The 13,886-nt window shown below is 71.1% G+C and carries 12 protein-coding genes; 4 read left to right on the forward strand and 8 right to left on the reverse strand.

The window, feature by feature from the left end:
* Positions 1 to 14: 14 nt before the first annotated feature.
* The 8 genes from ACGFIO_RS15470 to ACGFIO_RS15505 form a co-directional block, all read right to left on the reverse strand.
* Positions 15 to 2,381 (reverse strand): glycoside hydrolase family 65 protein, encoded by a 2,367-nt coding sequence (locus ACGFIO_RS15470; protein ID WP_392826723.1) that lies wholly within the window; start codon positions 2,379 to 2,381, stop codon positions 15 to 17.
* 55 nt (positions 2,382 to 2,436) lie between these two features.
* Positions 2,437 to 3,177, reverse strand: a complete 741-nt coding sequence (locus ACGFIO_RS15475) for an HAD family hydrolase (protein ID WP_392827074.1) — start codon at positions 3,175 to 3,177, stop codon at positions 2,437 to 2,439.
* 79 nt (positions 3,178 to 3,256) lie between these two features.
* Positions 3,257 to 3,775 (reverse strand): ATP-binding protein, encoded by a 519-nt coding sequence (locus ACGFIO_RS15480; protein ID WP_392826724.1) that lies wholly within the window; start codon positions 3,773 to 3,775, stop codon positions 3,257 to 3,259.
* Between the two features lie 46 nt (positions 3,776 to 3,821).
* A complete protein-coding gene (locus tag ACGFIO_RS15485) occupies positions 3,822 to 4,685 on the reverse strand; it encodes a hypothetical protein (protein ID WP_392826725.1) in 864 nt (287 codons plus the stop codon).
* A 111-nt stretch (positions 4,686 to 4,796) separates the two neighbouring features.
* Positions 4,797 to 6,293, reverse strand: a complete 1,497-nt coding sequence (locus ACGFIO_RS15490; protein WP_392826726.1) for a hypothetical protein — start codon at positions 6,291 to 6,293, stop codon at positions 4,797 to 4,799.
* 419 nt (positions 6,294 to 6,712) lie between these two features.
* Positions 6,713 to 7,807 carry a septation protein SepH gene (gene sepH, locus ACGFIO_RS15495; RefSeq protein ID WP_392826727.1) on the reverse strand — a complete coding sequence of 365 codons (1,095 nt, stop codon included), beginning with the start codon at positions 7,805 to 7,807 and terminating at the stop codon, positions 6,713 to 6,715.
* Between the two features lie 163 nt (positions 7,808 to 7,970).
* The gene (gene serC, locus ACGFIO_RS15500; RefSeq protein WP_392826728.1) at positions 7,971 to 9,092 is read right to left on the reverse strand and encodes a phosphoserine transaminase; all 1,122 of its coding nucleotides are present in this window, start codon (positions 9,090 to 9,092) and stop codon (positions 7,971 to 7,973) included.
* 9 nt (positions 9,093 to 9,101) lie between these two features.
* Entirely contained in the window at positions 9,102 to 10,208 is a 1,107-nt protein-coding gene (locus tag ACGFIO_RS15505; RefSeq protein ID WP_392826729.1) for a citrate synthase 2, read from the reverse strand.
* A 189-nt stretch (positions 10,209 to 10,397) separates the two neighbouring features.
* On the opposite strand from ACGFIO_RS15505, the gene pdxH reads away from it, so the two are divergent.
* The 4 genes from pdxH to ACGFIO_RS15525 are packed head-to-tail and all read left to right on the forward strand — an operon-like array spanning position 10,398 to position 13,869.
* Positions 10,398 to 11,021 (forward strand): pyridoxamine 5'-phosphate oxidase, encoded by a 624-nt coding sequence (pdxH, locus tag ACGFIO_RS15510; protein WP_392827075.1) that lies wholly within the window; start codon positions 10,398 to 10,400, stop codon positions 11,019 to 11,021.
* The gene (locus ACGFIO_RS15515) at positions 11,018 to 12,334 is read left to right on the forward strand and encodes an MFS transporter (RefSeq protein WP_392826730.1); all 1,317 of its coding nucleotides are present in this window, start codon (positions 11,018 to 11,020) and stop codon (positions 12,332 to 12,334) included. Before pdxH ends, ACGFIO_RS15515 begins: the two co-directional genes overlap by 4 nt.
* 10 nt (positions 12,335 to 12,344) lie before the next feature.
* Positions 12,345 to 13,274 carry an aldose 1-epimerase family protein gene (locus tag ACGFIO_RS15520; protein WP_392826732.1) on the forward strand — a complete coding sequence of 310 codons (930 nt, stop codon included), beginning with the start codon at positions 12,345 to 12,347 and terminating at the stop codon, positions 13,272 to 13,274.
* Positions 13,264 to 13,869 (forward strand): nitroreductase family protein, encoded by a 606-nt coding sequence (locus ACGFIO_RS15525; protein WP_392826733.1) that lies wholly within the window; start codon positions 13,264 to 13,266, stop codon positions 13,867 to 13,869. The genes ACGFIO_RS15520 and ACGFIO_RS15525 overlap by 11 nt, the downstream gene beginning before the upstream one ends.
* The last annotated feature ends 17 nt before the right edge of the window (positions 13,870 to 13,886 follow it).

Below are 13,886 nucleotides of genomic sequence, written 5' to 3' on the forward strand. Positions count from 1 at the left end.
GGGGTTCTTCCGTTCTAGCCGCTCGTCGCCCGGCGCACCGGGGCCCGTCCGGCCGGCTGCTCCGGCGGCGGCCCGGTCGGCGTGGCCGGCGGGATCGGCACGGTCATCGACTTGCCCTGGACGACCTCGAGATCCTTGCCGTGGTGCACCAGCTGCAGCCGGGACGAGCCCTGCCCGTTGCGCAGCGAGTAGGTCACCTCGTCCGCGGTCACGCTCACCCGCAGCCGCAGCCCGCGCCAGAGCAGCGAGAACTCCAGCTTGGTGATCCGGCTGGGCAGGCGCGGCGCGAACGACAGCTGACCGTTGAAGTCACGCATGCCACCGAGGCCGGCCACCAGCGCGATCCACGAACCGGCGAGCGAGGCCACGTGCACGCCGTCCCGCGCGTTCTGGTGCAGGTCGTGCAGGTCCATCAGGGCGGCCTCGCCCAGGTAATCGTGGGCCAGCTCGAGGAAGCCGACCTCGGCCGCCAGCACCGCCTGGACACAGGCCGACAGCGACGAGTCCCGGACCGTACGCGCGTCGTAGTAGGCGAAGTTGCGCGCCTTCTCCTCCGGGGTGAACGCGTCGCCCCGCACGTACATGGCCATCACCAGGTCGGCCTGCTTGACCACCTGCTTGCGGTACAGATCGAAGTACGGGTAGTTCAACAGCAGCGGGTACGCCTCCGGCGGCGTGTTCTCGAAGTCCCACTCCTGCAGCCGGGTGAAGCCCTGCGACTGCTGGTGCACGCCCAGCTCCCGGTCGTACGGGATGTGCACGGCCGCCGCCGCGTCCCGCCAGGACGCCATCTCCTCGTCGTCGACGCCCAGCCGGCGAGCCACCTCGGGGTGGCGCTTGGCCGCCTCGGCCGCCTCGAACATGTTCTGCTGCGCCATCAGGTTGGTGTAGATGTTGTCGTCGACCACGGCCGTGTATTCGTCCGGCCCGGTGACGCCGTCGATGTGGAAGCGCCCATGCCGGTCGTGGTGACCGAGCGACCGCCACAGCCGGGCCGTCTCGACCAGCAGTTCCAGGCCGGCCTCACGCTCGAAGTCGTAGTCGCCGGTGGCCTGCACGTACCGTCGGACCGCGTCGGCGATGTCGGCGCCGATGTGGAAGCCCGCCGTGCCGGCCGGCCAGTACGCCGAACACTCCTGCCCGCGGATCGTCCGCCACGGGAACGCCGCACCCTGCAGGCCCAGCGTCTGCGCCCGCTCCCGGGCCAGATCGAGCGTCGAGTGCCGCCAGCGCAGCACGTCGGCGGCCGCCGCCGGCTGGGTGTAGGTCAGCGCCGGCAGCACGAACGTCTCGGCGTCCCAGAAGGTGTGGCCGTCGTACCCGGGCCCGGTGAGGCCCTTGGACCCGATCGGGCGCTGCTCGGCCCGGGCACCGGCCTGCAGCGTGTGGAACAGCCCGAAGCGGACCGCCTGCTGCACCTCCGGGTCACCCTCGACCTGCACGTCGGAGTGGTCCCAGAACGCGTCCAGGTATTCCCGCTGTGCGTCGACCAGCCCCTCCCAGCCGTCCAGCCGGGCACTGGCCAGCGCGCCGCCGACCTGATCGCGGACGGCGGGCAGCGAGCGGTGGCTGGACCAGCCGTACGCGGCCAGCTTCACCACCCGCAGTTTCTGGCCCGGTTCGAGCTTGCAGGCGACGGTGGTCCGCAGCCAGTCCGGGTGCCCTTCGGTGGTGATGGCGTGCTTGCCCGGCGTCTCGACCAGGTGCTCCATCGCCGCGGCCATCCGCAGGTCGCTGGCCTTGGTCCGGTGCACGAGCAGGCCACCGGTCTTCTGCTCCAGCATCTCCTCGGCCTGCAGCGGGTGGTCGAGCACGGCCGCTACCCGCGGGTCCTTGCTGCTCATCGGCAGCTGCTCGTTGGCCACCAGCTCGGACTGCAGGATGAGCCGGGCGCTCTGCTCCAGCGGCTCGACCTCGTACATGATCGCCACGACGGCGCGCTGGGTGAACGACACCAGCCGGACGGTGCGGACCCGGATCGCCTGGCCGGAGGGCGACACCCACTCGGCCACGCGCTCCAGCGTGCCGGCCCGCATGTCCAGGATGCGCTCGTGGGAGCGCAGGTCGCCGTACCTGACGTCGAACGGCTCGTCGTCGACCAGCAGCCGCATGAGCTTGGCGTTGGTCACGTTGACCATCGTCTGGCCGGACTCCGGGAAACCGTAGCCGGCCTCGGCGTACGGCAGCGGGCGCAGCTCGTAGAACGAGTTCAGGTACGTGCCGGGCAGGCCGTGCGGCTCGCCCTCATCCAAGTTGCCGCGTACCCCGATGTGCCCGTTGGCCAACGCGAAAACCGACTCGGACTGGGCCAGCAGGTTCAGGTCCAGCCGGGTCTCCCGGATGTGCCAAGGATCGACGGGGTACGCCCGTTCACGGATCACGGTGGTGCCTCTCGATGAACTGAGAAAGGAGAAAAGTCTGAGCGAAAGTACGCGTCTACCGCGTCAGGAGTTCGGACAGATCCTGAACCACGATGTCGGCGCCATGCGCCTTGAGAGCCTCGGCCTGGTTCACCCGGTCGACACCGATGGTGATCCCGAAGCCTCCGGCCCGCCCGGCCTCCACGCCGGCCAGCGCGTCCTCGAAGACGGCGCAGTTTTCCCGCGGGACGCCGAGCAGCTCGGCGCCGTAGAGGAAGGTGTCCGGCTTGGGCTTGCCGGGCAGGCCGCGTTCTCGGGCCACCACGCCGTCCACCCGGACCTCGAGGTATTCCGAGATGCCGGCCGCTGCGAGGACGTCCTTGCAGTTGGCGCTGGCCGAGACGACGGCGCGGCGAAGGCCGGCCTCCTGGGCGGCACGCAGGTAGTCCACCGATCCGGGGTAGACCTGCACCTTGCCCTCCCGGATCTTGTCCAGGACCAGGATGTTCTTCTTGTTGCCGATGCCGTTGACGGTCGCCGCGTCGGGACCGTCGTCCGGGCTGCCCTCGGGCAGGTTGATGCCACGCGAGGCCAGGAAGGTGCGAACTCCATCGGCGCGCTGCCGGCCGTCGACGTACTGGTGATAGTCGGCGCCGGAGTCGAACGGCACGAACGGCTCGTCGTGCTTCTCGTACCAGTCCTCGAGGAACAGGTCGAACGTCTGTTTCCACGCTGCGTTGTGGACCAGGGCGGTATTGGTGAGCACGCCGTCGAGGTCGAACAGGCAGGCCGTTACGTGAGGAGGAAGACCGAGCACGCGCCCCAATGTAGTCGTCATGCCGTGTGGATACGCCGCAACGGGGCACCCCAGGTTTCCGGCGTGCTGCGCCGAGGTTTCAAACGCCCGACGACGCGCCGTTGACCAGGTCAGACGTGATGTGTGCGGCGGAACAGGCCATTCGCAGGCCGATCGTCGTGCCGATCGGGCCGGTGGCCATGCTCACCTCGTCGCACAGCCGGTGCGCCAGCCAGATGCCCCGGCCGCTGACGTCGAACGTGTCGGGTACCTCGGGCGGGTGCTGGAACCGGGCCGGGATGCCCGGGCCGGAGTCGGTGATCGTGCACCAGATGGATTGTCCGGATCGCGAGACGACTATCCGCCCGCGGCCGCCCGCGTGCAGCACGACATTGGTGATGATCTCGTTGATCGCCAGCACGAAGGCCTGCAACCGGTCGCCGGTGAACCCGGCGTCGACCAGTCGGCCGTGGACGCCGTGCCGGATCACGGTGATGTCATCGGGCCCGAACACCTGGTCATACAGGTCGTCACTGGTCGCGGCCCGCGCGACCGGCTCGCGCGGTGCCACCGGACGCGCTGCGTCCAGTCCCCGGCGTCGCCCACGTGTCTCGTCCACCGACGAGCAGCCTACGCGGGTCCGCTCGCCGGTGGCAGACACGAACTCAGAAGAGATGCGCGATCGTCCGGAAGATCTCCGCGTAGAAATTGCCGTCGAGTTCGCGGTAGAGGCTGAACTTCATGTCCGGGCTGCCGAAGAACGGCCGCAGCGTCCAGGCCAGCTGGGTGCCGACGAAGCCGAAGAGCAGGATCCAGATGTACAGCAGGGTCATGCTGGGCGGAGCGGACGGCTTCGGGGCCATCGGCGGGCGCGCGTACGGGTGGTGCGTACCCGGCGGGAAGGGTTGGGGTCCTTCTTTCTGCGCGGGCGCGGCCGGCGCACCGACCGCGACCAGGGCTGGGACGGCCGGGCTGACCGGGGCCGGGTTCTCCGCGACCGCCGGGCGGGTCTCCGCCGGAACCGCCGGCGACAGCAGCCCGTGCTCGTTCAGCACTCGCATGCCGCCGGTCAGGAACTTCAGCCCGACCAGGGCCGACAGCGCGAGGATGGCCACGTTGAGCAGCTTGAAGAAACCGTAGTCGTTGGCCGTGATCAGGAAGAACAGACTGATCGGGGCGAACGCCAGGGCCAGCATCGCGGTGACCGTCAGCGCGACCATGACCAGCGACAGCGACTGCCGGACGCTGAGCCGCGCCCCGAAGACGAGGTTGAACAGATAGAGCGTGGGCAGACAGATCGCCAAGGTGACCAGGAAGAGCAGCGGCAGCTTCACCGCCGAGGTCAGCGCCATCTGCACACTGTGGAACGAGCCCAGCACCGCGCCATAGACGGCCAGGGCGACCACCGAGCTGACCAGCATCTGGCCGGTCAGCCGGGTCAGGTCACGGTCCTCGACGACTTGCTGCCAGATGCCTTGCCTATCCCGGAGGATGCGTTCGATAACCAGCAATCCCGATGCTTTGGCCACGCCGGTTCACCCCTTACGACAGGTCGCAACGTCATCGTCGATACGGCACCGCACCGACGCGTGCCAGGGAGCATAGACCCAAAGGTCAAGGATTTGTAACAACGACGAACGTCAGTGTCCGGAGCGGATCACTTCGGGAGCGGTCAGCAGCCATGCGGCGGCGGCGCGGGAGCGGGCCGGCAACCGGTCGTCGGCCCGGACCTCGGCCAGCAGCGTGCGGTGCCCGTCGGTGCCCATGCCGTAGGTGACGGCGTACAGGATCTCCTCGCCCAGCCCCAACGGCATCCGCCGCCACGCCTGGAACTGCACCTGCAGGATGCGGCGCCAGATGGCCTCGTCGTACCGGCCGGCACAATGCGGGGTCGCCCAGGCCGCAGCGTGCCGGGCCGCCTCGCTGAAGCCGTTCCCGGTGAGGATCTGAGCGATCAGCACCCGGTGGTCGGTCGACCCCAGGATGGTCAGGGTACGCAGCGCCGGCGCCAGCCCCGCCTCACTGCGCCGCCGCAGGTCGGTCACCAGGTCCTCGACCAGCGTCCGGGCCACCACCGGGGCGTACGGCGTGCCCGCGATGAACATCGCCGCGTGCATCCGCTCGTCCGGGTTGGCGTTGTGCAGCGCGTCGTCGACCAGCCCGGCCAGGATCGGATCGGTCCCGTGCCCCGGCAGCAGCTCGGCCGAGGCCATGACCGCCGCCCGATGCGGCACCGGCTGGACCCGCGGCACCGGCACACGCTCGGCCTCGGCCCCGCCGTTCATCGTCCGCCCGACCTCGTCGATCAACGGCCGCAGGCTCGCCGACAACGCCGAGTCGTCCAGCAGCCCCGTCATCGACGCGCCGAGCCGGCCCAGCTGATCCGGCGTGAAGTGCCCGACCCGGACCTTGCGCACGCTGGCCAGCAATGCGCCGTACAGTGCCCGCCCGTCGTCGGCGGCCGCGATGGTCCGGCAGATGTGCCGGTTGGCGTCAGGGAGGGCACTCGCGTCGAGCAGCGACAACGGCTCGACCACGACCGGGCTGCTGCGGTCGGCGGCCAGGCTGATGCACGCGTCCACGGCATGCGCCCCCGCGTCCGGATGCTCCAGCAGCCGGGACATCGCCTCCTGACGCAACAGCCAGGCCGTGTCCTCGGCCACCACAAGCTCGTCGAGCAGCCGGTGCGAGACCCGCTCCCACAGGCCCGGCGGGTGCAGCACCAGCCCCGGGCAGGCCTGCACCAGCTCGCTCAGCTCGCCCCACCGCTGCCCGGTCATCGACCCGCCGGTGGTCGCCCGTTCCAGCAGCTCGTGGAAGCGTCGCTGGTCAGGCACCACACCGGCCGGAAGGGCGGGCTGGGTCAGCCCCGCGGCGCGGTCGACGGCATCCTTGAGCGAGGTCAGTGCGTGCGGGGCCAGGCCGAGCAGGTCTTCGTAGCGCCGGATGGTCTCGCGCCGCGGCAGCACGGTGCCGTCTTCCCACCGGGTCACCTGCGACGGCGCCAGCGGCCGCTCACCGGCATCCCGGAAGGCGGCCGCGAACTCCTTGCCGGCGCGCAGCCGCGGGTCACCGGCCAGCCGCCGGTTGACGCGCAGCAGCCAGCTGGTGCGCTCCCGGATCGGCGTGGCGGACACGGGCGCAAAGGTACCGCCACGTGACAGATCCACTCAATCGGTAAGCAGTCTCATCAATGGCCGAAAGAGATAGCCGCCCGTGCAATTGCAGGGGCCGGTCCGCGCTGCAATCGATCACCCATGGAGGGTGGGGCGCGCGCTACCGTCCGGAAAGGCTCATGTGGCGGAGTGAGCCGAGCCCTGTGCCCGGTGGCGGCGGCACAGGGCTCTTTACGTTCAACTTCAAGATCTGGTCGTAGCGGGGTGGGTGGTACAGACCGCTGCTCCCGCCGAGGGTCGCTTCGCTCCACCTGCGCAAGTGGTCCCGCCCAAAACCCTCAGTGGTGGCCGGCGCCGCCATCCGCCCCGCGAACAGCGCCCCCCACCTACCACCGTCGACCCAAGTGGTAGCCCAGGGCGGTGTCCGAGGGGAAGGTGGGTCAGGAGGATTCGCGGGCGGCGGGGCCACCGCCAAAGAGCACGTCGTCCCAGCTGGGCAGACGCTTGCGGGGCTTCTGCTCGCCGGACTCGTCGGTCGCCGAGGCGCCCTGCTGCTGACCGCCCTGCCCAACCGTGCGACGTGGACGCAGCACCGCCAGCGACGGCACGGCCGGAACCTCTTTGGGAAGGTCGGAGTCCTCGTCGAAGGCCGAACCGGCACCGCCGCCGAGCAGCGCCGCCGCACCACCCGCGACCGGGCGGCGCGGGCTGTCGGCCGGCGAAGGGTCGAGCCCACGGCCGGTGGCCGGGTTGAGCGGACGGTCCAGCGAGGCCAGCAGCGCGTCGCGGCCGGCGCGGATCGGGTCGCGGGTCGGCCGGCTCTCGGTGCCCGGCGAGGGCAGCCCGTGGCCGCCGCGGGCCGGCTCGACCGACCGGGACGGGCCGGGCAGGCCGTGGCCGCCCCGCTCACCGCGCTCGGGCGCCGGCTCCTGGCCGAGGATCTGGGTGGGCCGCTCGGCGCACAGGTATTGCGCCATGTCGTCGTGCGGGGACACCACCTGGCGTCCCTTGTCGAGATCCCAGATGGCCTGGGCCGTGGCCTTGCCCGACGGCCAGGTGGCGACGATCCGCCAGGTGCCGTCGTCGCGGCGGTACGCGTCCCAGGAGATCTTCTCGGTGTCGATGCCGTGCTGGGCCAGCCGGCCGTCGACGACCTCGGCCAGCGGTGCGCCGGAGTCGGAGGTCTTCAGCCTGGTCCGCCGGGCGTGCTGGGCGAGCATGGCCCGTTCCTGCAGCACCGGGCCGGCGTAGCGCAGCACCCGGTCGACCGGCACGCCGGCGATGCGGGCGACGTCCTCGGCCGACTCACCGGAGCGGATCCGGGACTGGATGTCGCGTGGGGACAGCACAGCCATCGTGGTCTCGGGCGCGGCGACGGCGACCGTCGACCCGGCCGGCGAGCTCGGGTGCGGTCCCTCGGTGATGGCGCCGTTGATGCGGTCGTCGATCGGCAGGGCGAGGAGCCGGCCGACCTCGTCGGCGAGCACCAGGGCCTGGCCGTCCTCGGAGAGGGCGACGAAGCGTACCGGCCGCATGCGTTGCCTCCGTCCCGTCGCTCGCTGACCTGTGCTCCCGAGACTCACGTACCCGGGCGCGATTGGAGAACACGCTACGCGCCCTGGTCACCCGATGGGGGTAAGCCACGCCGGGCGAGTCGCTGAGCAGCCAAGATGATCTTCATGGTACTGAGGTCAGGCCTCAGAGCCGCTCGACAACATAGTCGATGGATTGGGTCAGCGCCTCCACGTCGGCCGAGTCGACCGTCGGGTAGAGAGCGACCCGGAGCTGGTTGCGGCCGAGCTTGCGGTACGGCTCGGTGTCCACGATGCCGTTGGCCCGCAGGACCTTGGCGATCGCGGCCGCGTCGACCCCGTCGGCGAAGTCGATCGTGGCCACGACGTTCGACCGGATGGCCGGGTCGGTGACGAACGGCGTGGCGTACGACGACCGACCGGCCCAGCCGTAGATCACCGCCGCGCTCTCGGCACTGCGCTTGGTCGACCAGGCCAGGCCGCCCTGTGCGTTCATCCACGCGGTCTGCTCGGCGGCCAGGAAGACGGTGGCCAGCGCGGGCGTGTTGTAGGTCTGCTCCAGCCGGCTCTGCTCGATGGCCGTGACCAGGTCGAGGAACTGGGGGATGTATCGCCCCGACGCCTTGATCGCGGCCGCCCGGTCGAGCGCGGCCGGCGACATCAACGCGATCCACAGCCCGCCGTCGGAGCCGAACGCCTTCTGCGGCGCGAAGTAGTACACGTCGGTCTGGGTCAGGTCGACGTCGAGCCCGCCGGCCCCGGAGGTGGCGTCGGTGAGCACCAGCGCGTCCGGGTCGGCGCCGTCCGGCCGCCGCACCGGCACCGCCACCCCGGTCGAGGTCTCGTTGTGGACGCTGGCGTACGTGTCCACCCCCGGCTCCGCCGCCAGGAACGCGGCCTGCCCGCCGGGCGCCTGCCGGACCGACGGCGCGGCCAGGAACGGCGCGTCGGCCACGGCCTTGCGGAACTTGCCGCCGAACTCGCCGAACTCGGCCAGCTGGGCCCGGTCGCGGATCAGCCCGAACGCCGCCGTCTCCCAGAACGCGCTGGTCCCGCCGTTGGAGATGATCACTTCGTACCCGTCGGGCGCGGTGAAGAACTCGGCCATCGACCGGCGTAGCCGGGCCACCTGGTCCTTGACCGTGGGCTGCCGGTGCGAGGTGCCCAGGTAGGTACGCGACACCGCGGCCAGCGCCTCGACCGCCTCGGGACGGACCTTGCTCGGCCCGGAGCCGAACCGCCCGTCGACCGGCCTGAGATTGTCGGGAATCCGGATGGCGTCAGTCACCGGCCGATCCTATGCATTGTGGGGTACTTGGTCCCACCCCTCGACGTCCTGGGGCTTGCGGGTGGCCGGGCCGACGTACGTGGCCGAGGGCCGGACCAGCCGGCTGAGCTTTTTCTGCTCCATGATGTGCGCGCTCCACCCGGCCACCCGGGCGCAGGTGAACATCGAGGTGAACATGTGCGCCGGAACCTCGGCGAAGTCGAGCACGACGGCCGACCAGAACTCGACGTTGGTCGCCAGCACCCGGTCGGGTTTGCGGGCCCGGAGTTCGGCCAGCGCGGCCCGCTCGAGGGCCTCGGCCACCTCGAACCGGGGCGCGCCCAGCTCTTTGGCCGTGCGCCGGAGGACGCGGGCCCGCGGGTCCTCGGCCCGGTAGACGCGGTGCCCGAAGCCCATCAGCCGTTCGCCGCGGTCGAGCGCGCTCTTCACGTACCCCTCGGCGTCGCCGCTGCGTTCCACCGCCTCGATCATGTGCAGCACCCGGGAGGGCGCTCCGCCGTGCAGCGGGCCGGACAGCGCCCCGATGCCGGAGGAGATGCAGGCGGCCACGTCGGCGCCGGTCGAGGCGACCACCCGGGCGGTGAAGGTGGAGGCGTTCATGCCGTGCTCGGCGGCCGAGATGAAGTAGGCGTCGACCGCTTTGACGTGCCGCGGGTCGGGTTCGCCGCGCCAGCGCTTCATGAACCGCTCGACCACGGTCTGCGCTTTGTCGATGTCTTTCTGGGGGACGGCCGGAAGGCCTAAACCGCGCGCCGCCTGCGCGATGAACGACAGTGCGGTGACCGACACCCGGGCCAGGTCGGAGCGGGCCTGGTCGTCATCGATGTCGAGCAGCTGGGACAGGCCCCAGTAGGGTGCCAGCATGGCCACCGCGGACTGCACGTCGACCCGGATGTCGCCGGAGTGCACCGGCACCGGGAAGGGTTCGGCCGGCGGCAGGCCAGGGCCGAACCGGCCGTCGACCAGCAGCGCCCACACGTTGCCGAAGGAAACCTGGCCGATCAGGTCTTCGATGTCCACGCCGCGGTAGCGCAGCGCGCCACCGGCCTTGTCCGGTTCCGCGATCTCGGTCTCGAAGGCGACCACACCCTCGAGGCCGGGCTTGAAGTCGGTCACGTCGCCTCCCGGCCATTCATGGGACCCGTAAGTGATTCATCTTGCCCGCTGGGTAACCGCGGGGCGACCCGGCGCGAATGTGCTCTCCGCGACATCCATCCTGACGGACCTGACGGATCACCGGTGGCGACTTAGGTTCATAAGTGACTTATCGAGGAGGGCGGGCCTGTGACCTCGGAACCGGCCGGGATGCGGCGTGACTACAGCGAGCACGGCGGGCTGCTGGAGGACGACCTGGCCGCCACCTGGCCGGCGCAGTTCGCCGCCTGGTTCGCCGAGGCCGCCGCCTGGGGCTTGACCGAGCCGAACGCGATGATCGTCGCCACCGCCGACGCCCAGGGCCGGCCCAGTGCCCGGACGGTGCTGCTCAAAGGCTATGACGAGCGGGGCTTCGTGTTCTACACCAACTACGAGTCGCGCAAGGGTGCCGAGGCGGCCGTCAACCCGTACGCCAGCCTGGTCTTTCCCTGGTTCCCGATGCAGCGCCAGGTGCTGGTGGCCGGCGCGGTCGAGCGGGTCGGCCGAGCCGAGACCGAGACCTATTTCGCGTCCCGGCCGCGCGGCTCGCAGCTCGGCGCCTGGGCCAGCCCGCAGTCCCGCGTCGTCGGTTCGAGAGCGGAGGTCGACGAGGGGTACGAGCGGGCCGCCGACCGTTTCGCCGACGCCCCGGTGCCGGCCCCGCCGCACTGGGGTGGCCTGCGCGTGATCCCGGACACGGTCGAGTTCTGGCAGGGCCGCACCAGCCGACTGCACGACCGGCTGCGGTTCCGGCGGGAGGACGGCTCCTGGGTGACCGAACGGCTGGCCCCGTGAGCCAGGAACCCACCCAGACGCCGGTCGAGGACACCGCCAAGGCGACCCGCAGCTGGGTGATCGACGTCCGGCCGCTGCGCGTGCTGGCGTACCGCCGGATGTGGATCGGCAACGGCGCCAGCTTCTTCGGCTTCCAGTTCACCTCGGTCGCCGTACCGGTCGAGATGTTCGACATCACCCGGTCGTCGGCCTGGGTCGGACTGCTCGGCCTCGCCGGCCTGGCGCCGTTGCTGGTCTTCGGGCTGTGGGGCGGCGCGGCGGCCGACGTGGTCGACCGCCGCAAGCTGCTGCTGGCCAGCTCGGCCCTGACCTGGCTGGCCACGCTCGGCTTCCTGACCCAGGCGATCCTGCGGGTGCACAGCCCGGTCCTGCTGCTGGCGCTGATGGCGGTGCAGTCGGCCGGGTTCGCGGTCAGCTCGCCGGCCCGGCAGGCGATCATCCCGCGGATCGTGCCGGTGCACCTGGTGCCGGCCGCGAACACGCTGGGCTACACGACCACCACGGCCGGCGGGGTGCTCGGGCCGCTGGCGGCGGGGCTGATCTTCGGGGCGTACTCCACCGACGGCGGGGTGATGGTCGCCTACGCGGTCGACGCCCTGCTGTTCACCGTGACGTTCTGGGCCACCTGGCGGCTGCCGCCGATCCCGCCGGTCGAGCACGTCCCGGGCGAGGAGAAGCCGTCGGCCGGGTTGCGGGGCATCGCCATCGGGCTGCGCTTCCTGGCCACCCAGCCGGTGCTGCTGCTGTCCTTCGCGGTCGACATCGTGGCGATGGTGCTGGCCATGCCCCGGGCCCTGTTCCCAGAGATCGCCGAGGAACGGTTCGGCGGCGGCTCGGCCGTGGGCTGGCTGTTCGCCGCGATCGCGCTCGGCTCGGTGGTCGGCGGGCTCACCTCGGGCTGGATCAGCAAGGTCCAGCGGCAGGGCGTCGCGCTGGTGATCGCCGTGGTCGGCTGGGGGGTGGCGGTCGGTTTCGCCGGGTTCGCCCAGCACCTCTGGCTGATGGTGCTGCTGCTCGCCGTGGGCGGCGCGGCCGACCTGGTCAGCGCGGTCTACCGGCAGTCGATCCTGCAGGTCTTCGCGCCCGACCGGCTGCGCGGCCGGTTGCAGGGCGTCTTCACGGTCGTGGTGGCCGGCGGCCCGCGGCTCGGCGACCTGCGCTCCGGCGCGACCGCCGACCTGACCGGTCCGACCGCGTCCTGGGCCGGCGGCGGTTTCGCCGCCGCGGGCGTGGCGATCGCGCTTGCTCTGGCCTTCCCGGCCCTGCTCAGGTATCGACCTCCGGCCGAAGAGCCGGAAAACACCACCCGCTAGGGTCCAATCCATGACGAGCGTCGTACGCGCGAAGAGCGGCACCCAGTGGACCATCGAGGCGGACGGTCACCAGGCCGTGTTCGCCGAGGTCGGCGGCGTGCTGCGAACGTATCGCGCCGGTGACCGCGAGGTGGTCGACGGCTTCGGCCCGGACGAGATCTCGCCCGCCTCGGCCGGCCAGATCCTGGCGCCGTGGCCCAACCGGATCCGCGACGGCCACTACTCCTTCCAGGGGACCAGCCACCAGCTGGCGATCACCGAGCCGGCCCGCGGCGTGGCCATCCACGGCCTGACCAACTGGGCCCGCTGGCACGCCGCCGAGCAGTCGGCCGACGCGGTGACGCTCGAGTTCGACCTGCCGCCGCAGATCGGGTACCCCTGGTCGCTGCTGCTGCGCACCCGGTGGAGCGTGAGCGCCGACGGCCTGCGCTGCGAGCAGCAGGTGACCAACACCAGCGACGGGGACGCGCCGTGGGGCTATTCGGTGCACCCCTATCTGCAGCTCACCGGCGTCGCCGTGGACGACATCCGGCTCCAGGTCCCCGGGCACACCCGGGTGCTGGCCGACCAGCGGCTGCTGCCGATCGGCGCGGTCAAGGTGGCCGGCAGTGAGTACGACTTCACCGAGCCACGCCGGGTCGGCGACCTTGTGCTCGACACCACGTTCGGTGACATCGACCACGGTCCGGACGGCGGCTCGGCGGTGACCATCGCCGCGCCCGACAGCTCGGCCAAGATCGAGGTCTGGGCCGACGAGAGCTTCAAGTGGTGGCAGGTCTTCTCCGGCGACACCCTGCACGGCGAGCGGTTCCGCCGGTCGCTGGCGATCGAGCCGATGACCTGCCCACCGGACGCGTTCCGGTCCGGCCGCGACCTGATCGTGCTCGCACCGGGTCAGACCTGGTCGGCGACGTGGGGGATCCGCCCGCATGGAGTTTGATGAGGTCGTCCGCCGGCGGCGGATGGTCCGGTCGTACGACCCGGACCGCCCGGTCCCGGCCGAGGTGCGGGACAAGCTCCTGGCCCACGCGCTGCGGGCGCCGTCGGCCGGGTTTTCCCAGGGCTGGGGCTTTCTGGTGCTCGAGGAGCCGGCCGATCGCGAGCTCTACTGGTCGGTGACCCGCTGGGACGAGGACCTACCGGACGGCTGGCTCGAGCGGATGAGCCGGGCCCCGCTGATCATCGTGCCGATGTCCAACAAGTCGGTCTATCTGGAGCGCTACGCCCAGCCGGACAAGGGCTGGACCGACAAGGACGAGGCGCACTGGCCGGTACCGTACTGGGACATCGACACCGGCTTCGCCGCGCTGCTGATTCACCTGACCGCGGTCGACCAGGGACTGGCCTCCTGCTTCATCGGGCTGCCGGCCGGATCGCACCCGAGGTTCCGGGCGGCGTTCGGGGTTCCGGAGGAGTTCGCCCCGATCGGGGCGCTCACTGTCGGCTACCGTGCGCCCGACAAGAGGTCACCGTCACTACGCCGGGGTCATCGCCCGGTCGACGAAGTGGTGCATCATGGCCGGTGGACTGGATAAGGCCGGAAGGGCAGGGT

Source organism: Actinoplanes sp. NPDC049265 (genome assembly GCF_043197135.1).
Taxonomy (GTDB): Bacteria; Actinomycetota; Actinomycetes; order Mycobacteriales; family Micromonosporaceae; genus Actinoplanes.

Bases quoted from the DNA above. Each gene is read 5' to 3' on its own strand.
- sepH (WP_392826727.1), bottom strand. From the start codon at position 7,807: ATGCGGCCGGTACGCTTCGTCGCCCTCTCCGAGGACGGCCAGGCCCTG.
- pdxH (WP_392827075.1), top strand. From the start codon at position 10,398: ATGCGGCGTGACTACAGCGAGCACGGCGGGCTGCTGGAGGACGACCTG.
- ACGFIO_RS15520 (WP_392826732.1), top strand. From the start codon at position 12,345: ATGACGAGCGTCGTACGCGCGAAGAGCGGCACCCAGTGGACCATCGAG.
- ACGFIO_RS15525 (WP_392826733.1), top strand. From the start codon at position 13,264: ATGGAGTTTGATGAGGTCGTCCGCCGGCGGCGGATGGTCCGGTCGTAC.